Genomic DNA, 22894 nt, shown 5'->3' with positions numbered 1-22894 from the left:
GGTTGGTGTTTGCGCTGCGCAATCAGGCGCAACAGGACACAATCTCGCCGATATTCGGCAACAATGTCAACACTGTGTTAGAAAATCGGCATAAATGTTTTCTGATTGAAACATTCCGGTAACGACTCCCGTGCAAGGATGGCCCTGTGGACAGCAAAGAAGTGGACAGGATCTCGGCGAGCGCCCTCCCCGCGCTGCGCGTACGCAATCTCTCGGTGACGTTCACCGGCGAGCGCGACATCCCTGCCGTGCGCGAGGTGGACCTCACCGTCGGCCACGGCGAGTTCGTGGCCCTGCTCGGTGAATCCGGCTCGGGCAAGTCGGTCACGGCCCGCGCGATCATGGGCCTCGCCGACGAGCACACGCGGGTCACCGCCGACGAGTTGAGTCTGGCCGGCACCGACCTCCTCACCCTCAGCGAAGACAAGCGACGGCGGCTGCGCGGCGAGAGCATGAGCCTGGTGCTTCAGGATGCGCTCTCCTCCCTCAACCCCGTGATGACCATCGGCGACCAGATCGGTGAGCTCTTCCGGGTCCACCGAGGCGCCAGTCGCAAGCAGGCGCGCGCCCAGGCGACGGAACTGCTCGGGCTTGTGGGCATCCCGGCACCGGCCAAGCGGGTCAACGATTACCCGCACCAGTTCTCCGGGGGATGCGGCAGCGCATCCTGATCGCGATGGCCATCGCCCTCGAGCCCTCGCTCCTCATCGCGGACGAACCGACCACCGCCCTCGATGTGACCGTGCAGGCGCAGATCCTCGACCTGCTCGGCTCGCTGCGCGACCAGCTCGGGATGGGCGTGCTCCTGATCACCCACGACCTCGGCGTTGTGATGGAGGTCGCCGACAGCCTGGCCGTGATGTACGCCGGGCGGATCGTGGAGAGCGGCGACGCGGACTCCGTGCTCGGGCACCCCGCGCATCCGTACACCGAGGCATTGTTGCGCTCGGTGCCGCAGGCCGCCATGCGCGGGTCAGACCTGCTGACCATTCCCGGGTCGCCGCCGAGCCCGGCGCGCATCCCTCAGGGCTGCTCGTTCCACCCCCGCTGCCACTGGGCCGTCGACGCCTGCGCCACCACCCGTCCCCTCCTCACGGAGGTCGCCCCCGGCAGGCGCGCCGCCTGCCTCCGATCCGAGGAGCTCATCGGTGAACCCGTCCACTGACACCCGCGCATCCGGCGTGACAAGCGCATCCATCGACGTGCCCGAATCCTCCGGGGGCCCGGCCCGGGGCGCCTTCACCGATCCGGCGACGGATGCGCGACCTGTCGTTCTCGAGGCATCCGGACTCACCAGAACGTTCGCGACCGGGTCGCGGCTGAAACCTGCGTCGGTCTCGGCCGTCGATGGGGTCAGCCTGCAGCTGCACGCGGGTGAGGTACTCGGAATCGTCGGCGAGTCCGGCTGCGGCAAGTCGACGCTGGCCAGGATGCTCGTCGGCCTCGAGAAGCCCGACGCCGGCACCCTGACTTACCGCGACCGCGACGTCACCCGCGGCCGGCTCGGCGATCGCAAGCGCCTGCGCGAGGGGGTGCAGATGATCTTCCAGGATCCGTACGCATCCCTCGATCCGCGTATGACGGTGCAGGACATCATCACCGAACCGATCGCCGCCGCCCACAAGATGGGTCGGGCCGCCCGACGCGACCGCGCGGCCGAACTGCTCGAGCTGGTCGGCCTGAACGCGGACATGCTCAGCCGGTTCCCGCACCAGTTCTCCGGCGGCCAGCGTCAACGCATCGGGATCGCCCGAGCGCTCGCGCTGGACCCCGACGTGCTGGTCTGCGACGAGCCCGTGTCGGCCCTCGACGTCTCGGTTCAGGCTCAGGTGATAAACCTTCTCGGGGACATCCAGAAGCGTCTGGGCGTCGCCATCGTCTTCATCGCCCACGACCTGTCCGTCGTCCGTCACATCGCCGACCGCGTCGCCGTCATGTACCTCGGCCGCATCGCCGAGCTGGGAGACACCGACACGCTGTACGACGAGCCATCGCATCCGTACACGCAGGCTCTTTGTCGGCCACGCCGACCGCCACCCGCGCCGAGCGCGGTCGGCTCGCCCAACGCCGGGTGCTCGGGGGCGAACCCCCTTCACCCGTCGACCCGCCGGCGGGGTGCCGCTTCAATCCTCGGTGCTGGATGGCGACGGATGAGTGTCGCACCGTCATTCCGGCACTGCGGCTCCTCGGGGGCCCGGGTGGCGACACCCGGACGGTCGCCTGCCACCACGCAGAGGAGGCCGTGCACGTCGCGGTCTGATGCGGACGCTGTGACGCTTATCGTTACGTCGAAGGGATAGCTTCTCAGCCCCCTCGCGGCTACTGTCTGAGCCAGGCGGACATCGAACTGGCGACCGCCTCTCTCGACGCCTTGACCCTCCGATGCCCCCAAGGGGCCATCCCGGCCCCTGACTGGGACCGGGCAAACGGAGGAGAGAACGATGGCGCGCAACAACGACCCGCCCACCGCGTCCAAGGGACGACGATTCTGGCGGGCGAGCGACTGGCTCGACGGAAAACTCATGCCCGTGCTCGGGCCACCACCGCTCGGCCCGTACGGCGACGCGGCCAGTCAGGATCCGCTCGACGCCACCTGTCCGCTCTGCAGCGCGCCGATGCGCGAGCACGAGGTCGAACGGGACGGCGAACACTCCTACCTGCACTGCCCGGGCAACTACGGGCAGGTTCAGGAGACCGGTCGTCACTGAGCGACGATCACCGCGTAGTTGTCGAACGAGACCGTGACCGGCGTCGTTGTAGCGGTCCCGGAGAGATAACTGCGGAGTCCGATCGTTCCCGCGGCTTGCAATGCTGCGGTCGAATCGGTCACGCTGACCTGCCATGCCGCCGGCTCTGCCTGCGCGGCCTGCCAGATCTTGGCGCGCACGGTCGTCGGCGACGTGCCGAACACCTGCACGCGCATCCTGAGCTGCTGCCCCGGCGTGTACGTCAGACCGGCGACGGTCAGCACCTGCAATGCGTTGCCGCTTTGCAGCAGTTGCAGCTGCACTGCCCCGTTCGCCTGCAGGAGGGCGCGTCCCTCGTATGCGGTCGAGCCCACGAGACGTCCGATCGCCGAGACGAACGTTCCGCCGCCGGTCGGCACCCCGTCGGTCGTGAAACTGACCGAGGTGTCCGTACTGGTGGCGGTGACGCCGTTCAGCGTCTGCGTCTTGGTCGAGCCGGCAGGATCGACGATCTGCCCGGTGCCGCCAGCCACCCCATAAGCAGTGGCGGCACCGGCTCCCGTCCACGCCCCACCCACATCAGCAGTGCCCCATGCGTTGCTGATCGTGCGCGTGAACGCATCCTGAGCCAGAGTGTTGCCGGCGGGCGCCGTCACCGTCACCGATCGGGTCGTCGAGCCCTGGCCCCCCTTGTTGTCCGTCACGGTCAGGCCGATCGTGTAGGTGCCGCCTGCCGCGTACAGGTGACTCGCCGTGGCGCCCGTTGCGGTGCCGCCGTCGCCGAAGTTCCAGGCGTACGAGGCGATGGAACCGTCGGGATCGCTCGATGCCGTGCCGTCGACCGAGGCGGTGAGCCCGCTCGGCGTCGCCGTGAACGACGCGACCGGCAGCTGGTTGGGCGGCGGTGCGCTCGTGGCTGCGGCGTACTGGTTGGCTACCGTCCCGGACGAGAGCACCGTCGGGTACAGCGAGACCTGACCGATGCCTCCGGCGAAGAAGTTGCTGCTCGGCTGGGCTGTCCAGCTGCCCAGACTGTCGCCGCCGACCCGCCAGTATCCGGAGTACGACTGCCCGGTCGTGACATCCGTTCTGCTCGCCCGCTCCACTCCGTCGATGTAGAGGTGCATGCCGTTGCTGCCGAGCGAGGCGACGACCTGATGCCACTGCCCGTTGTTGTACGAGGCCGTCGTGTTCACGGTTCGGACGGCTCCGGGATACACGCCGAAGTAGATCCTGCCGGCGTTGTCCATGTAGACGTGGCGGTCGTACGACGACGACGTTCCGACGTTGGCGTTACCGAATCCGATGATCTTGCCGCCGCTGGTGCTTGTCGTCTTGAACCAGGCCTCCGCGGTGAAGGTGTTCGGTCCGGGCACGCTCGACGGGGTCACCGCCCAGCCGGTCGACCCGCCGCTGAAGTTCGACGCGGTCACCCCGCTGATCGGGCCCGCTGCCCCGCGTGTCACCCCGGCCTGAACCTGCAGGTCGTTGAACCCGACGTGATCGAACCCGGTCGCACCGCTGGACTCATCGAGCGGCCAGTACGAGGACGCTCCCGCGGCCGTCACCGAATTGGCATATGGACCGCCCGAGTTGCTGGCGCTGATCGTCACCGTGTTTCCGAGCCGGGAGATCTGGTTACCATCCGGATCCGTCACATACAGGCGATACGAGTGCGTGCTGCCTGGCGCCAACCCGTTGTCCGCGAAGCCCATCGCCGCTCGCTGCCAGAAGGTCGAGACGAGGTTGGTTTGGTAGACCGGGCTGGCTGTGTTGCCGTCGCGCACCAGCTTGTAGTTCAGGTTCACGTTGTCCTGGTCGTAGGTCGCGGTCCAGGAGACCCTCGCCTGACCTGCCGCGAAGGATGCCGCGTTCGGCGTAAGGGGCGTGTTGACGTTCGGTCCGACCTTGCTCTTGACCACTGAATTGATCGCGTAACGGGTGAGGCCGTACTGGGCGACACCGTTGACGTAGGGGAACTCGCCTCCTGCGACCAGGTATTGGCTGTTGCCTGCGAGACTCCAGGCGGCCTGGCCCTGGCCGGTGTACGAACCGGTCACGTACTGCGGGAACCAGTTGAGCAGGCTCGGGGCGGGCTGACCGCCGAAGTTGAAGTAGTTGCCCTCGGAGTTCGGACGGACCGTGCCTGTAGTCGCCTTAGAGAAGCCGATGGTGTGGTGGTACGTCCACGGGTCGGTTTGCGGGAACCCGCCGATGTTCCCGCAGTAGTGCGGGTGACCTGCGCCGTAGACGGCATCCCCGAGCGGGAAGACCGAGTACGTGTCACCGTGGCAATCCTCGACCCACTGAAGGTTGCCGGCTGCGTCGGCCGAGAAGATTCCCTCCAGGTTGCCGCCGGCGCCGAAGACGTATCCGGAGCCGTAAACGCGGTCTGCAGTCGCGTAGAGGGCCGTGATGCCGGCCTGGGTGCCCGCATCCCGGATGAGCGAGTTTGCTCCGAACGGGAGGGCGCTGCCGTTCGTACCGTTCGTCATCAGCAGTCCGTAGTGGGCGGCGCCGTTCGCGTTCTTGAAGCGACCACCGACATAGACCTTCGTGCCGTCGGGGCTGACAGCCATCGCGTCGACGACGGCGTCAGTGCTGGCGTTCCAGCCCGTGTCGAGCGAGCCGTCCGAGGCATTGATCTTTGCGACGAATCCTCGAGCTGTGCCGTTGACACTCGAGAACGTTCCACCGGCGTACACCGCCGTGTTCGTCGCAGCGAGCGCTCTGACCTGGCTTTCCATGATCGGCCGGAAGGAGCTGATCACCTGGCCTGTAGCGGTGCTGATCGCGACGATGCGGTAGTAGTTGCCTGCCCCGGCCGTGGTGAAGTCACCACCGACGTAGACCCGTGATCCGTCGGGGGATGCGGTGATCGCCAGCGCCTGTGCGTTCAGCGGCACGTTGAACGAGCTGATCAGAGCTCCTGTGGTGACGTTGTACGCGAGCAGGTTGCTGCGCGGGGTGGTGTTCGTTCCGGCTGCAGCCCCCGTGGGGCGTGCGGTGGTGAACTTGCCCGCGACGTAGACCGTGTTCCCGACCACGACTTGCGCCCAGGCGACGCCGTCGATCTGGGTCGTGGGAAGCGCATCCGCGCTCACCGTCGGTGGTGTCGCCGGATTGTTCGGATCCACGGGCGCGGTGTCGGCGACAGCCGGCGTCGCGAGCGCCAATCCTCCGAAGACGAGGCCGATCGCGGTGATCACCGCGGTCAGGACGCCGAGCGAGCGTGGGATGGACTTCGTTGTGCTGCGCATGACAACCTCGGATGCATAGGTCTCAAACGTGAATGTTTCTCAGGTTTTGATATGTCGAGGGTACGCTTCTTTCCGGCGTACCGCACCTGTGCATCCGAACTGCGCGGGGTGTTATCCGGCAGCCTTCTTCATGAGATCGCCGAGCTTCTTCTCGACGTCGGCGTTCATCTCGGTGATCGCGAAGGCCGTCGGCCAGATCATGCCGTCGTCGAGGGGCGCGAGATCGTTGAATCCCAGCGTCGAATACCGGGTCTTGTACTTGCTGGCCGGCTGCAGGAAGCAGAGCACCTTGCCGCCCTTCGCGTATGCGGGCATCCCGTACCAGAGCCTCGGAACGAGTCCTGGAGCGGCCGCCTTGACGATCGCATGCAACCGCTCGGCTATGGCACGGTCATTGTCCGGCAGTGCGGCGATTGTCTCGAGCACCTCGCTCTCAGTGTCGACGTTTGCGGTGGCGGATTTGCGCCGCGACGCCTTCCTGAGCTCTTTGGCGCGTTCCTTGATCGCATCCCGCTCCTCGGCGGAGAACCCCTCGGGTTCACCGTCGTTGGTGGACTTCGTCGTGCCGGCCATCGGAGGTTCCCTTCTGCGCGAACTGATGCTCCCATGGTAGAGAGCTATGACAGTCGGGCGCTTCTTCAGAACTGCTCGGTCGGAACGCATCCCGCAACCGCGCGAACCGCGGACGCGAAAAACCCCGGCCAAGTGATGACCGGGGTTCTGGTGGAGCCGCCCAAGGGAATCGAACCCTTGACCTTCTCATTACGAGTGAGATGCTCTGCCGACTGAGCTAGGGCGGCGTGGGTCTACTCTCGCGAGCGCGACGCACAGCTAGATAGCTTACCCGATCCGAGGGACCGGTCTGGACCACCTCAGCGCACGTGTGCGCCGAGGGCCTGGAGTTCGGCGAACGAGCTGCGGAGGCGGTCGGCGAGTGGCTCCATACCGCCATGGTCGGCCCAGCACGACCAGGCATGCCGCATGCCGGCGAACGAGACGTAGGTGACAAGTCGTGCGCGCTGATGCAGCACCTCGGGGTCGCTGAGGAGCGAAGGATCGTCCTCAGCGAGGCGGCGTTGCACGATCGTACTGAGCGCATCCTCGAACTGATGCATGCTGGCCATGCGCTGGGCGAAGAGCTCGGGATTGTCCTTGAGAAGGGCGCGGCGGAGCTTGTGGAGCTCTTGAACCGTTCGCGCCGTGTCGCTCGACGCGTCGACGTCGCCGGCGAGCTCGCCCGTGTCGATCGCCGCGATGAGGAGTTCGCTGATGCCGTCGAGGATCGGCTCCGGCCCCGCATTCACGAAGCGCTCGATGCGCGCCTCGTCCGGCAGCTCGGGGAGCTCGCCGATGATCGCTGACTCCTTGGACGGGAAGTAGTTGAAGAACGTTCGCGGGGAGACATTGGCCACATGGCTGATCTCATCGATGGTGACCCGGTCGAAGCCGCGCTGGCTCGCAAGTTCGACGGCAGCCAGCTGGATGGCCCGACGGGTCGCCAGGCGTTTACGTTCGCGGAGACCCAGCTCTTCCTCAGCCACACTCATAATGCAATTATTGCATCCGGTGCAAACTTGCACCACTTAGTTTTGAGATGTTCAGCCTTCGTCGGGACGCTCAGCACGTCTTACCGTCAGGAGGGAGCGTGCCCTTCAGCAAGAAGTCGTCGACGCTGTCGTTCACGCAGGAATTGGACTTGTTGTAAGCGGTGTGACCCTCGCCCTTGTAGGTGAGCAGGTGGCCGTTCTCGAGTTCGCCGGCGAGGTTCTTGGCCCACACGTAAGGAGTCGCCGGGTCGTTCGTGGTTCCGACCACGAGGATCGGGGCCGACCCCTTCGCAGCGATCGGTCCGCGCTCGTACGTGCTCTTGAACGGCCAGTTGCTGCAGCCGATGTCGCCGTATGCCATGTACGGGCCGATCACCGGTGCATCCTTCGTCAGTTCGGCGGCCTGCTGGCGCATGAGCGCAGGATCGTCGTCGTAGGTGTAGTCGAGGCAGTTGATCGCCATGAACGCCTCGGTGGAGTTGTCGCCGTACGTTCCGTCTTCCTGCCGGTTGTTGTACGCGTCCGCGAGGGTGAACGCGAACTTGGCGTCGCCCTTCATCACCGAGGTGAACATATCGGTCAGGTACGACCAGGCGGTCGCGTCGTAGAGGGGGTAGATGATCGCCGTGACGAGGGTGTTCGCGCCGAGCTCACGCCCGTCGCTGTTGCGGATGGGACTCCGCTCCACCGCGGCGAGCAGGCTGGAGATCGTCGACATCCCGTTCTCGACGCTGCCCGTGAACGGACAGTTCTTCTGCTTGAGGCACTCGGCGAGGTAGGCGCGCAGTGCGCTCTCGAATCCCTGCGCCTGCACCTTGGTGACGTCGAAGTTGCTCGCTGCAGGATCGAGCGCGCCATCGAGGACGAGCCGCCCGGTCTTGCCCGGGTAGAGGTCGGCGTAGATCGCACCGAGGTACGTGCCGTAGGAGTAGCCCAGGTAATTCAGCTTCTTGTCGCCGAGGATCGAGCGGAGCAGGTCGAGATCGCGAGCCGCGCTGATCGTGTCGACGCGCTCGAGCAGAGCGCCGGTGTTCTTGTTGCAGGCGTCGCCGAACTCCTTGGAGCTGGCCGCGTTGCTCGCGATCCACTGGTCGGAGCCACGAACACCGGGCGTGATCCCGTACAGATAGTCATCCATCTGCTTGGCGTCGTAGCACTTGACCGCCGACGAACGTCCGACCCCGCGCGGATCGAAGCCCACCACGTCGAACGAATCCTGCAGCTTGGCGTCGGTCGCGTAGTTGACCGAGTTCGCGACGAAGTCGTATCCGGAGCCGCCCGGCCCGCCGGGGTTGACGAGCAGCGAGCCCTGCTTGGTGCCCTTCGCCGTCTGACGGATGAGGGCGAGATCGACCTCTCCGGCCGACGGGTTGGACCAGTCGAGCGGGGCCTTGGCGGTCGCGCACTGCTTGCCGTTGGAGCAGCTCTTCCATTCCAAAACCTGGTCATAGAACGGTTTCAGGTCGGGGGCGACACTCTCTTTGACCGGGGATGAGGTCTGCGAGGTTTTGGAGGGCATGAACCAGGTCACGCATCCGGTCAGGGTGAGCGCGGTGATCGCAGCGATCGCGACGAGTGCGGTGCGCGTGGCGCGGTTGGCGCGGCCTTTCGGACGACGGCTCAGACCGAGACGGCTCGGACCCCGGCGGTCGGGTCGGGTGGTCACTGAGTAGTCCCCTTTCCAGTGGCTCCCCGCAGGATGCTCGTGAGCATCGCCTCTAGTGCGAGAGCCGGCGCGACGTTGGACTCGATCCGCTCACGCGCCGTGGCGATCGCATCCATTGCGGCGAGCGTAGCGGCGGGACTCGTGTGAGTGCTGAGAAGGTCGAGCCTGTCGCGCAATTCGAGGTTGACGAGTTCGCTCGAACTTCCGAGCTGCACCATCATGACATCGCGGTAGAGGGAGAGCAGGTCGACCAGGATGCGGTCGATCCCGTCACGGAGGCTGCGCGTCGCCCGCCGCTTCTGGTCTTCTTCGAGCTGACGCATCTGCGAGCGGAGCGCCGGCGGGATCGTGCCACCGGGTTCGATGCCGAGCGAGCGCAGGGCGTGCTCGCGCTCCTCCGCGTCCCGCTCCTCGGTGATGGCCTTGGCGTCGGCGCCCGCGATCTCGAGCATGGTCGCGGCCGCTTGCACGGCACTCGATACGGTCCGGATGTCGAGAGCCAGTCTCAGCGTGTCATCTCGGCGACGCCGCGCCTCCTCGTTGGTCGCAAGACGGTGCGCCATGCCGATGTGGCTCTGCGCGTGGCGTGCCGCTCGCTCAGCTGCGACCGAGTCGACACCGTCACGACGTTCGATGAGGCGGGCGACATCGGCCACGCTCGGCACCCGCAGACGCACGGTGCGCACGCGGGAGCGGATCGTGGGGATGAGGTCGGCGTCACTCGGTGCGCAGAGGATCCAGACGGTGCGCTCCGGCGGCTCCTCCAGTGCCTTCAGCAGCACGTTCGAGGTTCGCTCGCTCATCCGGTCGGCGTCTTCGATGATCATCACCCGGTAACGGCCGACCGACGGCGAGAACTGCGAGCTCGCGACGAGGGAACGCACCTCCTCGATGGAGATGATGACCCGCTCGGTGCTCAGCACGGCGAGGTCGGGATGCGTGCGGGCCTCCACCTGCCGCTGTGCTGCAAGGTCGCCCTCGGGGGTGCCCGGGCTCAGCAGTGCGGTGGCGAAGGCGAACGCCAGGTTCGAGCGGCCGGAGCCAGGAGGACCGGTGATCAGCCAAGAGTGGGTCATCGCGCTGCCGGACACCGCCGTCGATCCGGCTGCGCCACTGCGGCTGCCGCCTGCCGCTGCCGCTTTGAAGATGGCAATGGCGTCATCCTGACCCGTCAGGTCGTCCCACACTGCCATGCCTTCCAGGCTAGCGTTCGCCGCGGACACTGACCGGCTCAGAGGCGGGGAGCGAGACGCTGCCTGATGTCGGCGGCGATCTCTTCGACGGGACGGGAAGCGTCGACCACGAGGAACCGCTCGGGCTCGGCCGCGGCCAGGTCGAGGTAAGCGGCGCGCACACGGGCATGGAACTCGCTCTTCTCGGCCTCCAGCCGGTCGTACCGGGTGCGGGATGTGTCGAGTCGCGCCCGCGCGGACGTCTCGTCGAGGTCGAGCAGGATCGTCAGATCGGGCAGCAGGCCTTCGGCCGCCCAGAGCGAGAGTCTGCGGATCTCATCGGCGTCGAGAACACGCCCGGCACCTTGATAAGCGACCGACGAGTCGAGGTAGCGGTCTTGCAGCACGACCTCTCCACGCGCGAGCGCCGGACGCACCAGCGTTGCGACGTGGTGCGCACGGTCAGCCGCATAGAGAAGTGCTTCGGCGCGCGGCGAGATGTCGCCGCGGTGGTGAAGAACGATCTCTCGGATCTCGACTCCAGCATCCGTGCCCCCGGGCTCGCGCGTGCGCACGACGGTGCGGCCAAGGTCGATCAACCATTGCTCGAGGAGCGCAGCCTGGGTGGACTTACCGGATCCGTCGCCGCCCTCGAGGGTGATGAAGAGCCCGGGACCGTTGTGCTGTTCGGTCACTCGCCCGCCGGCTTCTTGGCGGCCGTCGTCTTAGCGGCGGTCGTCTTGGCCGCGGTCGTCTTGGCGGGAGCCTTCTTCGCCGGAGCCTTCTTGGCCGGCGCCTTCTTGGCGGGAGCCTTCTTGGCCGGCCCCTTCGCGCGCTTGTCGGCGAGAATCTGCACGGCGCGGTCGAAGTCCACCTCTTCGACCATCTCGCCGCGCGGGATCGTCGCGTTGGTCTCGCCGTCGGTCACGTACGGTCCGAATCGGCCGTCCTTGATCTTGATCGGCTTGCCGCTCACCGGGTCGGCCTCGAATTCCTTCAGCGCACTCGACGCACGGCGGTTGCCGTATTTCGGCTGTGCGAAGAGCTCGAGGGCACCCGCCAGATCGACGTCGAAGATGTCGTCCTCGCTCGTCAGCGACCGCGTGTCCGTGCCCTTCTTCAGGTAGGGACCGTAGCGCCCGTTCTGGGCCTGGATCTCTTCTCCACTCTCGGGGTCCGCCCCGACGGTGCGGGGCAGGTCGAGCAGCTTCAGCGCGGTGGCGAGGTCGAGTGACGCGAGATCCATCGACTTGAAGAGGGATGCGGTGCGCGGCTTGACCGCCGCCGCCTTCTTCGTGGTCTTCTTCTTCGGTGCCTCGGTGACCTCACCGGTCGCCGTGTCGACCTGCGAGCCCTCGGGAGTCTCGGGCTCAGGATCGAGCTCGGTCACGTACGGGCCGAACCGACCGTCTTTGGCGACGATGTTCTTGCCGTTGTCGGGGTTCACGCCGAGCACACGGTCCGTCTGCACCGGCGCCTCGATCAGCTCGTGGGCCTTGGCCGGGGTGAGCTCGTCGGGGGCGAGCTCCGGCGGGATGTTCACCCGGCGCGGCGTCGCATCCTCAGCTGCGCCCTCTTCGGCGACTTCGAGGTAGGGACCGTACTTGCCGATGCGCAGCGTGATGCCGTCGTCGATCGCGATCGAGTTGATGCCCCGGGCGTCGATCTCGCCGAGGTTGTCGATGACACGACGCAGGCCCTTGTGCTTGTCGCTGCCGAAGTAGAAGCTGTTCAGCCAGTCGACCCGCTCGGCCTCGCCGTCGGCGATACGGTCAAGGTCGTTCTCCATCTCGGCGGTGAAGTCGTACTGCACGAGGTCGCCGAAGTAGTCCTCCAGCAGCCGCACGACCGAGAAGGCGACCCAGCTCGGCACGAGTGCCTGACCGCGCGGGGTGACGTACCCGCGGTCGACGATCGTCGAGATGATGCTCGCGAACGTCGAGGGACGCCCGACGCCGAGCTCTTCCAGCGTCTTGACCAGGCTCGCCTCGGTGTAGCGCGGCGGCGGGGTCGTCTCGTGACCGTCGGCTTCGATGTCCTCGACGTTCAGCGACTGACCGACCTCGAGCGGCGGGAGCTTCGCCTCGCTCGGCTCGGCGTTCGCGTTGCGCTCCTCGTCTCTGCTCTCTTCGTAGGCGTTGAGGAATCCGCGGAACGTGATCACCGTGCCACTCGCCGTGAACTCGGCGACGGTTCCGTCGTTGACGCCTTCAGCGATCGCGGCTTCGACGGTGACGGATGCGGTCTGACCTTTCGCGTCCGCCATCTGCGAGGCGACGGTGCGCTTCCAGATCAGGTCGTACAGCTTGAAGTCGTTGCCGCGGAGAACGGAGGAGAGTTCGGAGGGCGTGCGGAACGTCTCGCCCGACGGACGGATCGCCTCGTGCGCCTCCTGAGCGTTCTTGCTCTTCGAGGCGTAGGTGCGCGGCTTCTCGGGAACGGTCTCGGGGCCGTACAGCTTGGCCGCCTGCGATCGCGCTGCGTTCGTCGCCTGCTGCGAGAGCGAGGCCGAGTCGGTACGCATATAAGTGATGTAGCCGTTCTCGTACAGCGACTGCGCGACGCTCATCGTCTGACGAGCAGAGAAGCGCAGCTTGCGTGCCGCCTCCTGCTGCATGGTCGACGTCGTGAACGGAGCCGCCGGGCGACGCGAGTATGGCTTCGATTCGACCTTGCTCACCGTGATCCGGGTGCTGGCGAGCGCGATCGACTCGGCGAGCGCGTTGGCCGCCGCCTCGTCGAGCGTGCGAGCCGACGATGTCAGCTGACCGCGGTCGTCGAAGTCGCGCCCTGTGGCGACGCGTTCGCCGGAGAGCCGTGCGAGTCGGGCCTCGAAGCCGGTTGGCCCCTGAGTCGTGGCCGCAGCCTCGGCTTCGGGCGAGAAATGCGCGGTGAGTCCCCAGTACGACGCAGCGACGAACGCGAGACGTTCGCGTTCGCGGTCGACGACCAGTCTGGTGGCAGCGGACTGAACTCGCCCTGCGGACAGTCCAGGTCCGACCTTGCGCCAGAGCACCGGCGACACTTCATAGCCGTACAGACGGTCCAGGATGCGCCTGGTCTCCTGAGCGTCGACCAAAGCCATATCGATCTCGCGGGTGTTGTCACGAGCCTTCTCGATGGCTTCACGGGTGATCTCGTGGAACACCATGCGCTTGACCGGGACCTTCGGCTTGAGCTCCTGGATGAGGTGCCACGCGATGGCCTCCCCTTCGCGGTCTTCATCAGTTGCGAGGACGAGCTCGTCGGCCGTCTTCAGCGCGCGCTTGAGGTCGGCGACGGTCTTCTTCTTCTGATCGGAGACCACGTAGTAAGGCTCGAAGTCGTTCTCGACGTCGACCGAGAACTTGCCGAGTGAGCCCTTCTTCAGCTCCGGCGGCAGGTTCTTCGGCTCGATGAGGTCGCGGATGTGTCCGACCGAGGCCATGACCTCGTATCCGTCACCCAGGTACTGGGCAATGGATTTCACCTTGTTCGGCGACTCGACGATGACGAGTTTCTTCGTGTCAGACACCTGATCCCTCTTATATACGCACTGCATTAAACAGTGGAAGTTTGAAAGCGCGCTCCCCCGAGCGCCGCATCCCCGCGGCCGGCTGGGCCACACGGCCCGTCAGGCACACCATACACACCTGAGCCGCTTGTCTGCCTAATCCTTCCCGTCCCGTTCGCCCTCGGCGCAGACCTTGCGGTTGCCCGGCGCCGGAGGAAAATGAGGAGCATGGCAACCACTTCAACGACGACGTACACCGCCAAGCTCACCGACGGCCCTCTCGAGGGCTCGACCGTCACCACCGAATTCCTCGACGCGGGTGTCCCCCGCCCGCGCATCGAACTCCCCTCTGCTTCGGACTCCAAGCGCTATGTCTACGTGCGCTCCTCCGGCATCGAATTCGCCTCCGACGACGGGCTCGACGAGCGACCCAGCGCGGTCGAGTATCGCTACCTCGAGGCTGTCTTCGACTGACTCGGCCCCGCTCGCGCCTGGGCGTCGACTCCAAATCCCAGATAATCGAGCGACGCCGTCACTGTCGCGATTCCCCTTACAACGTCGCATGCGGCGAGCATCGCACCGTTCGCCCTCGCAACCCTCTCCGCTTCTGGACAAGGCGAGCCGGGATGCGCCCCGCTGGCGACATCTGCCGCCGCGAGTGCCGAGAGGTCGGCGGCACCCATCGCTCGCTGCTTCGCTACCGTGGCCCCGGCAACCGCTATCACTCCTCCGGTGAGGCAGGTCAGCGCGGCGACGATGCCGAGTGCCAGCACCGTGGCTGATCCGCGCTGACTGTCCGGTCGCAGCTCCTTCATCGTCATTCCCCACTCTCTTGACTCAGGTTCACGTTTGTTCTTTCGTCGATGGCACACGCCCGCGCCGTGAGACTCACGCCCAGCGCCCCGATTCCGGCCACCGAGGTGTCGGCCGACAAGCGCACACAGCGGAGGCCTCCCTTTCCGACGGAGTCGAATGAGGTTGCGCCCGAGCGGGAGAGGACCGCAGCGGCGTCGTCCCCTCGGCCGATCATCCGGGCGGCGGTGGCGGCCGCGCCACTGAGGCGGATCTGCTGCATCGCAACCTGAACCGCGCCGAGGCACAGCGCAAGACAGAGGAGCACCGCCGGCAGAGCAACCGCGAACTCGGCGGTGACGCTGCCCCGTTCACCGTTCGCATCATCCGGCCGTCGACAGGGCACGTTTGATCAAGTCGGTGAGCATCGCCCGAACCTCTTGCCCGCGCAGCAGCACGACGAGGAGTCCGGCGAACCCCACTGCGGCCATGGTGGCGACGGCGTACTCCGCCGTCGCAGACCCTCTCTCGTCGAGAATCAGCTTGGTCACTCCCATTTCTTCCCCTTCTTTACTTTGCGATTCGTGCGACATCCCCAGCTGCCCGCCTCTGATGTCTCGCTTCATGGTCGCGGGACGCACACCTGATCCCCCGAGCCGACGAGAACCGGTGGAGAACATTCAGAATCCGCGAAGTGTGGAGGAGATGATGCTGAGAACGACCGGCGCGACCCCGAGGAGCATGAAGCTCGGCAGCACGCACACACCCAGCGGCAGCATGAGCCGCACCGCGAGCGTCGCGGCCGCGCGCTTACCCTCGATCCGCGCATCCCTGCGCACCTGCTGCGCCTCGCTCCGCAGCAGGTCGACGGCCGGTGCACCCGCTCGCGAAGCCAGCCCGAGTATTCGGTCGAGACCGGATTCGGTCGCCGCCCCGACCCGATACGTCATCGAGACGTCGCGCACCATCGCCTTGGCCCGCGCGACCGACACTCCGCCCGTGAGCGCGACTGCGACGAGATCGAGATCGACCCCGGCCACCGCCGACTCGGGCGCGGCACGCCGGGCCAGTCGCCGAGTCCAGAGACGACCGCCCACCAGCAAGACAATCCCGGCCACGAGGACGCCCCAGCCGAGGATCCCGCCCAGCAGGGTGCCGATCACATCCACACCCATGAGCATCCCGAACCCCAATCCCACGATCGGCAACCATCCGACGAGGCGAGCCGTCGCGAGCGGTCCCGCCAGACTCACTTCGATGTCCCGCTCGGTCTCTGCCCTGTCCCGCAGAGCGCTCGCCAGTTGACGCAGACTCGGTGCCAGAGGGGCTCCGGATGCGTCGGCGACCGCCCAGGCCGTCGCGAGCGTTCGCCACGCCCCGGCTCCACTCCGCCGGAATGCGCTGCTCGCACTGAACACATCGACCGGCCGCGCGCCGAGACCGACCGATCTCGCGACGGAGCCGGCGACCGGATGCGAACTGAACTCACCCACGTAGCCCCAGGCCGCATCCGGCGCGATCCCTGCCTCGAGCAACATCGCCAGACGCTCGACGACCCCGGCGACTTCGTCGCTCTCCTGACCGGGCTTCTCCTTGCCGAACTTCTCACTGCGAAACTTTCCCAGTGGCAATCTCGGCCACCCCCAGTCGCCCGTCGTCGCGGATCGAGAGGCGTGCGAATCCGGCGATCCTGCGCATCCCGCCGACGCGCTCCAGGTGCATGACCAGTCCGATCGCACTGACGGCTTGTCGGGCGAGGGCACGCTCGCCGAGCCCGGCCAGAGAGCCGAGCGCCTCCAGCCGAGCGGGAACATCAGCGAGCGAGTTGGCATGGAGGGTTCCCGCTCCCCCGTCGTGGCCGGTGTTGAGCGCTGAGAGGAGATCCTGGACCTCGGCTCCGCGGCACTCACCGAGAACAAGACGATCGGGGCGCATTCGGAGCGCTTCGCGAACGAGGCGGCGCAGGTCGACGCCACCGGCGCCCTCGAGATTGGGCTGGCGGGTCTGGAGTCCCACGACGTGCGGATGATCGACGCGCAGCTCGGCGACGTCTTCGATGAGCACGAGCCGCTCTTCTGGCGGGGCATGGGCGAGCAACGCCGCGAGCATGGTCGTCTTGCCCGCACCGCCCGCGCCCGTGATGAGCAGGTTCGTGCGCGCGGCGATGGCATTGACGAGCACACCGTACTGCGGGGGCGAGATCGAGCCGGCTGCCACCAAGTCGCTCAGCTGTGGTCGAAGCGGGCTCGGGATGCGGATCGACAGCAGGGTTCCGCCGGTGGAAATGGGAGGCAGCACGGCATGCACCCGCACACCTCCGTCGAGCCGGACGTCCATGAACGGGGTCGCCTCGTCGACGTGCCGGCCGCCTCGTGCAATGAGCCGCACAGCGAGCTCTCTGGTGGAGCGTTCGTCTGCGCTCCAGCCATCGACACGACGGAGTCCGGATGGACCCCCGTCGGCCCAGAGCTCGCCCGCGCCGTTGATGAAGAGGTCGGTGATCCCGCCGCGCATCAGGTAGGGCGCGAGCGGGCCGAAGGTCTGCCAAGGCGTGGGAGGGTCGAGCCCGGGAGGCGCATCCGTCGACGAACTCTGGCGTGGCTCTGAACTTTCCATGAGCCGACAGTAAAGGGGAAGAACTTCTGCGAGCAGGCGTGGCGAAGTCGGTGGACAGACGTTCGCAAAACGAACCTGGGGAGGAAGGTCGAACACGGGATGACGGATCCCGACGAGCCGGTCACAGGCGCACGATCAGACGCGCAGTTAAAAGGGGGCCGCACCTATTGGGGGGAACAGGTGCGGCCACTACGGCACATGATTGGGGGGAATCGTTTGCGCCGCACGCCAGAATTAATATTCGGCCGTGGATTAGTTTACGCGGAATCGATGCAAACGCAAGTCTGGCCGAAGCTCGTCACCGGCACGTTGTAGAGTCAGGCATTGTCGCGCCACGACTCGAATTCCAGCATCGCAAAGGAGCGAACAGACTCCCCATGAGCAACACAATCGACAACCTGCTCCACGAAGTACGGCGCTTTCCGCCGACCGATCAGTTCGCCGCGAACGCAGTGGCACAAGCCGACCTGTACGAGCGGGCAGCGGAGGATCGACTCGGGTTCTGGGCCGACCAGGCCCGCGAACTCCTCCACTGGCACAAGCCGTTCACCCGAACGCTCGACTGGACGAATCCTCCATTCGCGAAATGGTTCGACGACGGCGAGCTGAACGTCGCATACAACTGCCTCGACCGGCACGTGCTGGCAGGCAACGGCGACCGGGTCGCTATCCACTGGGAGGGCGAGCCCGGCGACAGCCGCTCGATCACGTACGCGGAGCTCACCGCCGAGGTGAAGAAGGCTGCGAACCTGCTCACCAGCCTCGGAATCCAGGCCGGCGACCGCGTCGCGATCTACCTGCCCATGATCCCCGAGGCCGTCATCGCCATGCTCGCCGTGGCGCGCATCGGCGCCGTGCACTCCGTGGTCTTCGGCGGCTTCAGCGCCGAGAGCCTGCGCTCGCGCATCGACGACGCCGAGGCGAAGCTGGTCATCACCGCCGACGGCGGTTGGCGCAAGGGCAAGGTATTCCCGCTGAAGAACGCGGTGGATGCCGCACTCGCGAACGGCGAGTCCACGGTCGAGCACGTGCTCGTGGTCAAGCGCGGCGAGAACGACGTGGAGTGGACAGACGGGCGCGACCTCTGGTGGCACGACGAGATCGCCCAGGTCGATGCCGACCACGTCGCCAAGGCGTTCGAGGCCGAGCAGCCGCTGTTCATCCTCTATACGAGCGGCACCACCGGAAAGCCGAAGGGAATCCTCCACACGTCGGGCGGTTACCTGACGCAGACCGCGTACACGCACAAGAACGTGTTCGACCTGCATCCTGAGACCGACGTCTACTGGTGCAGCGCCGACGTCGGCTGGGTCACCGGCCACAGCTACGTGGTCTACGGCCCGCTCGCGAACGGCGCCACCCAGGTGCTGTACGAGGGCACCCCTGACACCCCGCATCCGGGACGCTGGTGGGAGATCATCGAGAAGTACAAGGTCTCGATCTTCTACACCGCGCCCACGGCGATCCGCTCGTTCATGAAGCTCGGACGTCAGATCCCGCAGAACTTCGACCTCTCGAGCCTGCGTGTGCTCGGGTCGGTGGGCGAGCCCATCAACCCCGAGGCATGGATGTGGTACCGCGAGGTCATCGGCGGCGGCGACACCCCGATCGTCGACACCTGGTGGCAGACCGAGACGGGCGCGATCATGGTGTCCGCCCTGCCGGGGATCACCACGCTGAAGCCGGGCTCGGCGCAGGTACCCCTTCCCGGGATCGCCATGGACATCCTGGACGACAAGGGCGTGCCCGTCGGCAAAGACCAGGGCGGTCTGCTCGTCGCCACGGAACCGTGGCCGTCGATGCTCCGCGGCATCTGGGGCGACCCGGAGCGCTTCAAGGAGACGTACTGGGAGAAGTTTGGCGACAAGTACTTCGCCGGCGACGGCGCCCGCTACGACCAGAGCGGCGACATCTGGCTGATGGGGCGGGTCGATGACGTCATGAACGTCTCCGGCCACCGCCTGTCGACCGCCGAGATCGAGTCGGCGCTCGTCGCGCATCCCCTCATCGCCGAATCAGCGGTCGTGGGTGCTGCCGATGAGACGACGGGCCAGGCGGTCGTCGCGTTCGTCATCATCAAGCAGAGCCAGTTGAAGACCGCCGAGTCGCTGGATGTGGCCGCCGAGCTGCGCAAGCACGTCACCGAGCAGATCGGCGCGATCGCCCGCCCGCGGGAGATCTTCATCGTCAACGAGCTGCCGAAGACGCGCTCGGGCAAGATCATGCGACGCCTGCTGAAAGACGTGGCCGAGGGTCGAGAGGTCGGCGACACGACCACGCTGGCCGACACGGCCGTGATGAGCTCGATCCAGCAGAAGCTCTCCTAAGAGTCGGGCGCGACGCGAAAGGGCGGCGGACCCGACCGGATCCGCCGCCCTTTCGCGCGTTGACCGATCTACTCGAAGGAGAGGATCAACTCCACCTCGACCGGCGCGTCGAGCGGGAGTGCCGCGACGCCGACAGCGGACCGCGCGTGGATGCCCGCGTCACCGAAGATCTCGCCCAGCACCTCGCTCGCCCCGTTGATCACGCCCGGCTGCCCGGTGAACGCTGGGTCGGAGGCGACGAAGCCGACGACCTTGACGATCCGCGTGACGCGGTCCAGCGAACCGAGCACGCTCTTCGCCGCCGCGAGGGCGTTGAGGGCGCTGATCCGCGCGTATTCCTTGGCGTCGGCGGCCGGCACGAGTCCGTGTCCGTCGCCGACCTTGCCCGTCGCCGGAAGGGAGCCCGAGACCATCGGGAGCTGCCCCGAGGTGTAGACGTGGTTGCCATCGATCACGGCGGGGACGTAGGCCGCAACAGGCGGGACGACCTCCGGGATCAGGATGCCCAGCTCGGCCAGGCGGGTCTCGACGGCGCCCATCAGGCGCCCGCCTCGTCGGCCACCGGACGCTTCAGGTAGGCCACGAGGCCCCCCTCCGGACCGGCGACGACCTGGACGAGCTCCCAGCCCTCCGAGCCCCAGTTGTTGAGGATCGCGGCGGTGTTGTGGATGATCAGCGGGGTCGTGAGGTATTCCCAGCGCGGCATTGTGCTCCTAGCGTTCGGGGGGTTTATCAGGTTTGTCACCTACGCTTGATCATATGTCTGCCAAAAAACCACAGGCTAGAGTTGTGCTCGGCGCACTCGGCGCATTCATCGGAATGAGCGCCGTTGCCGGCCTCCTGGTCACGGCCGCCGTCACCCCCGCCATCGCGGTGACAGGCATGGCCGCCAACGACAGCATCGGCGTTTTCGAGGGTCTGCCCGAGTATCTCTCGGTCGACAACCTCGCTCAGCCGACCACCATCTACGCCAAGCAGGGCGACCAGGACGTCGCTCTGGCGACCTTCTATTCCCAGAACCGTCTTCCTGTCGGATTCGATGCGATCTCCCAGGCTGCGAAGGATGCGGCGATCGCCGGCGAGGACCCTCGCTTCTACAGCCACGGCGGCGTCGACATCCAGGGCACCATCCGCGGCGCCCTCTCCACGGTCGTCGGGCACGACGTGCAGGGTGGATCCTCGATCACCCAGCAGTACGTCAAGAACGTCCTCCTGCAGAAGTGCGAGGCGATGCCGGTCAAGACCGACGAGGAGAAGAAGAAGAAGGCCACCTGCGTCGACGACTCGACCGGCGTCTCCCCCGATCGGAAGATCAAGGAGATGAAGTACGCCATCGGTCTGGAGAAGAAGTTCTCGAAGGACAAGATCCTCGAGGGCTACCTCAACATCGCCGGGTTCGGTGGCACGGTCTACGGCATCGAGGCCGCAGCGCGCTACTACTACAACGTCACCGCGGCAGCACTCACGCCGGCCCAGGCCGCCAGCCTCGTCGCGATCGTGAACGAGCCGACCAGTCTCCGACTCGACGTCCCAGCCAGCAAGACGAACGGCGCCGCCAACGGCTACAAGGCCAACAAGGACCGCCGCGACTACATCCTCGGCAAGATGTACACGTACAAGAAGCTGACCAAGGCGCAGTACGACGAGGCGCTCAAGACCCCGATCACCCCCGTGATCACGCCGTCGGTCCGCGGCTGCCAGACCGCCGGCAACGCCGCATACTTCTGCGACTACGTGCAGAAGGTCTTCCTCAACGACCCGAACTTCGGCAAGGACCAGGACACCCGGATCGCTGCGTTCAACCGCGGCGGTTACAAGATCTATTCGACGCTCGACCTCGACCTGCAGGGCACCGCGCAGAACACTCTCGACAGCTATGTGCCGATGGAGTACGGCGGTGCGAAGCTCGGCGGTTCGCTCGTCGGAGTGCAGCCGGGCACTGGTCGCGTGCTTTACATGGCCCAGAACAAGCTGTACACGCAGGACCCTGACGTCATCGCGACGGGCGGCGACAAGTACTCGTCGATCAACTTCAGCACCGACAAGGAGTACGGCGGCTCGTCCGGCTTCCCGGTCGGATCGACGTACAAGGCCTTCACCCTCGCCGAATGGCTCAAAGAAGGTCATTCACTGAACGAGTCGGTGAACGCCAACGTCCGCACGTACAACTCGGCCCAGTTCAAGGACTCGTGCAACGGCCCGTGGACCGGCCCGTACAAGCCCACGAACGACTCTCCGGGCGAAGAAGGCCCGCGGACGGCCATGAACGCCACCGCTGCGTCGATCAACACCGCGTTCGTCGCCATGGCCTTCCAGCTCGACCTCTGCGGCATCAGGAACACAGCCGCGTCGTTCGACGTGCATCCGGCGGGCGGCGGTGAGCTTGCCACCAACCCGGCGAGCGTTCTCGGTACGAACAACATCGCACCGCTCACGATGGCGACGGCCTTCGCCGGCATCGCCAACAACGGCATGACCTGCACGCCGATCGCTATCGACAAGATCGTCGACTCGCAGGGCAAGGAACTGACGCCGCCGGCTTCGAAGTGCACCCAGTCCGTCGAGCCTGCTGTCGCGAACGCGATGGCGTACGCCCTGCAGGGCGTCACGAAGGGCGGCGGCACCGCCAGCGGGATGAACACGACCGGCAAGGACATGCTCGCCAAGACCGGTACCACCGACAAGAGCACGCAGCTCTGGCTCGTTGCCGCGACCACCAAGGTCGCCGGCGCGTACTGGGTCGGTAACTGGGTCGGAAAGGCCGACATGCGTAAGATCCGTCCGTCCCACGGTACGACACCCGCACTCGCGCGTGTTTCCGTGATGCGAACGATGATGAGTGCCGCGGTCGCCAAGTACGGCGGAGACAAGTTCGCGAGTCCCACGCAGAAGCTCACCCAGGGTGTTCAGGTCACCATCCCCGACCTGACAGGCAAGTCTCCGGCTGACGCGCAGAACATCCTGCAGGGCCTCGGCCTCGACTTCGCGGACGGCGGCCAGCAGGACGGCACCCAGGCGGCAGGGACCATCTCGGGATCCAACCCGGCTGCCGGCGCGAGCGTCGGTAAGGGTACGGTCGTCACCGTCTACACCAGCAACGGCGCGCTCGTCGCGTTGCCCAACGTGGTCGGGCAGAAGGTGTCCGACGCGCAGAAGGCGCTCTCGCAGTTCACCGTCACGGTCGCGAACGGCGGCGGAGGCGGCGGTGGCAACGGAGGCAACGGCAACGGCGACAGCATCGTCGAATCGACCAACCCTGCGGCCGGCACACCCGTGAAGCCTGGCTCCGAGGTCGTCCTGACGACCAAGGCATCGCCACCGGCAGGCGGCTAGC

21 protein-coding genes, 1 tRNA gene and 1 pseudogene are annotated in these 22894 nt (G+C 66.4%); 8 read left to right on the top strand and 15 right to left on the bottom strand.

The window, feature by feature from the left end:
• The first annotated feature begins 146 nt into the window (after positions 1-146).
• The 5 genes and pseudogenes from ACQ86A_RS05865 (at position 147) to ACQ86A_RS05845 (ending at position 2708) form a co-directional block, all read left to right on the top strand.
• The gene (locus ACQ86A_RS05865) at positions 147-671 is read left to right on the top strand and encodes an ATP-binding cassette domain-containing protein (RefSeq protein WP_431279653.1); all 525 of its coding nucleotides are present in this window, start codon (positions 147-149) and stop codon (positions 669-671) included.
• A complete protein-coding gene (locus tag ACQ86A_RS05860; protein ID WP_431279652.1) occupies positions 653-1165 on the top strand; it encodes an ABC transporter ATP-binding protein in 513 nt (170 codons plus the stop codon). Before ACQ86A_RS05865 ends, ACQ86A_RS05860 begins: the two co-directional genes overlap by 19 nt.
• Positions 1149-1739 (top strand): annotated as a pseudogene (locus ACQ86A_RS05855) (ATP-binding cassette domain-containing protein); the annotation flags it as partial. The gene ACQ86A_RS05860 and the pseudogene ACQ86A_RS05855, both read left to right, overlap by 17 nt.
• A 332-nt stretch (positions 1740-2071) precedes the next feature.
• A complete protein-coding gene (locus ACQ86A_RS05850; RefSeq protein WP_431280381.1) occupies positions 2072-2260 on the top strand; it encodes an oligopeptide/dipeptide ABC transporter ATP-binding protein in 189 nt (62 codons plus the stop codon).
• Between the two features lie 181 nt (positions 2261-2441).
• Positions 2442-2708, top strand: a complete 267-nt coding sequence (locus tag ACQ86A_RS05845) for a hypothetical protein (RefSeq protein ID WP_431279651.1) — start codon at positions 2442-2444, stop codon at positions 2706-2708.
• On the opposite strand, the gene ACQ86A_RS05840 is transcribed toward ACQ86A_RS05845, so the two are convergent.
• From ACQ86A_RS05840 to topA, 8 genes are all read right to left on the bottom strand, one after another.
• A complete protein-coding gene (locus ACQ86A_RS05840; RefSeq protein ID WP_431279650.1) occupies positions 2702-5947 on the bottom strand; it encodes a PKD domain-containing protein in 3246 nt (1081 codons plus the stop codon). The genes ACQ86A_RS05845 and ACQ86A_RS05840 overlap by 7 nt on opposite strands.
• A 111-nt stretch (positions 5948-6058) precedes the next feature.
• Positions 6059-6520, bottom strand: coding sequence for an iron chaperone (locus tag ACQ86A_RS05835; protein WP_431279649.1), 462 nt, complete (start codon positions 6518-6520; stop codon positions 6059-6061).
• A 151-nt stretch (positions 6521-6671) separates the two neighbouring features.
• A tRNA-Thr gene (locus ACQ86A_RS05830) sits at positions 6672-6747 on the bottom strand.
• 72 nt (positions 6748-6819) lie between these two features.
• Positions 6820-7494 carry a TetR family transcriptional regulator gene (locus tag ACQ86A_RS05825; RefSeq protein WP_431279648.1) on the bottom strand — a complete coding sequence of 225 codons (675 nt, stop codon included), beginning with the start codon at positions 7492-7494 and terminating at the stop codon, positions 6820-6822.
• Between the two features lie 70 nt (positions 7495-7564).
• Entirely contained in the window at positions 7565-9160 is a 1596-nt protein-coding gene (locus tag ACQ86A_RS05820) for an alpha/beta hydrolase (protein ID WP_431279647.1), read from the bottom strand.
• The gene (locus ACQ86A_RS05815; protein ID WP_431279646.1) at positions 9157-10353 is read right to left on the bottom strand and encodes a DNA polymerase III subunit delta'; all 1197 of its coding nucleotides are present in this window, start codon (positions 10351-10353) and stop codon (positions 9157-9159) included. Before ACQ86A_RS05815 ends, ACQ86A_RS05820 begins: the two co-directional genes overlap by 4 nt.
• A gap of 38 nt (positions 10354-10391) precedes the next feature.
• Positions 10392-11027 carry a dTMP kinase gene (tmk, locus tag ACQ86A_RS05810; RefSeq protein WP_431279645.1) on the bottom strand — a complete coding sequence of 212 codons (636 nt, stop codon included), beginning with the start codon at positions 11025-11027 and terminating at the stop codon, positions 10392-10394.
• Positions 11024-13846, bottom strand: a complete 2823-nt coding sequence (gene topA, locus ACQ86A_RS05805) for a type I DNA topoisomerase (protein ID WP_431279644.1) — start codon at positions 13844-13846, stop codon at positions 11024-11026. The genes tmk and topA overlap by 4 nt, the downstream gene beginning before the upstream one ends.
• 207 nt (positions 13847-14053) lie before the next feature.
• Here topA and ACQ86A_RS05800 point away from each other — a divergent pair, with 207 nt between their 5' ends.
• The gene (locus ACQ86A_RS05800; protein ID WP_431279643.1) at positions 14054-14299 is read left to right on the top strand and encodes a hypothetical protein; all 246 of its coding nucleotides are present in this window, start codon (positions 14054-14056) and stop codon (positions 14297-14299) included.
• Here the strand turns inward: ACQ86A_RS05800 and ACQ86A_RS05795 are convergent.
• The 5 genes from ACQ86A_RS05795 to ACQ86A_RS05775 form a co-directional block, all read right to left on the bottom strand.
• The gene (locus ACQ86A_RS05795) at positions 14275-14640 is read right to left on the bottom strand and encodes an Rv3654c family TadE-like protein (RefSeq protein ID WP_431280380.1); all 366 of its coding nucleotides are present in this window, start codon (positions 14638-14640) and stop codon (positions 14275-14277) included. The genes ACQ86A_RS05800 and ACQ86A_RS05795 overlap by 25 nt on opposite strands.
• Positions 14641-14642: 2 nt before the next feature.
• On the bottom strand, positions 14643-14945 hold the full coding sequence (locus ACQ86A_RS05790) for a hypothetical protein (protein ID WP_431280379.1): 303 nt from the start codon (positions 14943-14945) through the stop codon (positions 14643-14645).
• Positions 14946-15000: 55 nt separating this feature from the next.
• A complete protein-coding gene (locus tag ACQ86A_RS05785; RefSeq protein WP_431279642.1) occupies positions 15001-15168 on the bottom strand; it encodes a DUF4244 domain-containing protein in 168 nt (55 codons plus the stop codon).
• Between the two features lie 129 nt (positions 15169-15297).
• The gene (locus ACQ86A_RS05780) at positions 15298-16248 is read right to left on the bottom strand and encodes a type II secretion system F family protein (RefSeq protein WP_431279641.1); all 951 of its coding nucleotides are present in this window, start codon (positions 16246-16248) and stop codon (positions 15298-15300) included.
• Positions 16223-17233, bottom strand: a complete 1011-nt coding sequence (locus ACQ86A_RS05775; RefSeq protein ID WP_431279640.1) for a TadA family conjugal transfer-associated ATPase — start codon at positions 17231-17233, stop codon at positions 16223-16225. Before ACQ86A_RS05775 ends, ACQ86A_RS05780 begins: the two co-directional genes overlap by 26 nt.
• A 377-nt stretch (positions 17234-17610) precedes the next feature.
• Between ACQ86A_RS05775 and acs the strand changes: the two genes are divergently transcribed.
• Positions 17611-19560 carry an acetate--CoA ligase gene (gene acs, locus ACQ86A_RS05770; protein ID WP_431279639.1) on the top strand — a complete coding sequence of 650 codons (1950 nt, stop codon included), beginning with the start codon at positions 17611-17613 and terminating at the stop codon, positions 19558-19560.
• A gap of 68 nt (positions 19561-19628) precedes the next feature.
• On the opposite strand, the gene ACQ86A_RS05765 is transcribed toward acs, so the two are convergent.
• Positions 19629-20099, bottom strand: a complete 471-nt coding sequence (locus ACQ86A_RS05765; RefSeq protein WP_431279638.1) for a RidA family protein — start codon at positions 20097-20099, stop codon at positions 19629-19631.
• A complete protein-coding gene (locus ACQ86A_RS05760; RefSeq protein ID WP_431279637.1) occupies positions 20099-20266 on the bottom strand; it encodes a hypothetical protein in 168 nt (55 codons plus the stop codon). Before ACQ86A_RS05760 ends, ACQ86A_RS05765 begins: the two co-directional genes overlap by 1 nt.
• An 83-nt stretch (positions 20267-20349) precedes the next feature.
• Here ACQ86A_RS05760 and ACQ86A_RS05755 point away from each other — a divergent pair, with 83 nt between their 5' ends.
• On the top strand, positions 20350-22893 hold the full coding sequence (locus ACQ86A_RS05755; protein WP_431279636.1) for a transglycosylase domain-containing protein: 2544 nt from the start codon (positions 20350-20352) through the stop codon (positions 22891-22893).
• Position 22894 lies beyond the last annotated feature (1 nt).

This window comes from Leifsonia poae (assembly GCF_050632195.1).
Taxonomy (GTDB): domain Bacteria; phylum Actinomycetota; class Actinomycetes; order Actinomycetales; family Microbacteriaceae; genus Leifsonia; species Leifsonia poae_C.
Note: the sequence above shows the minus strand (reverse complement) of the source record. Positions and strands in the feature narration are given on the sequence as shown.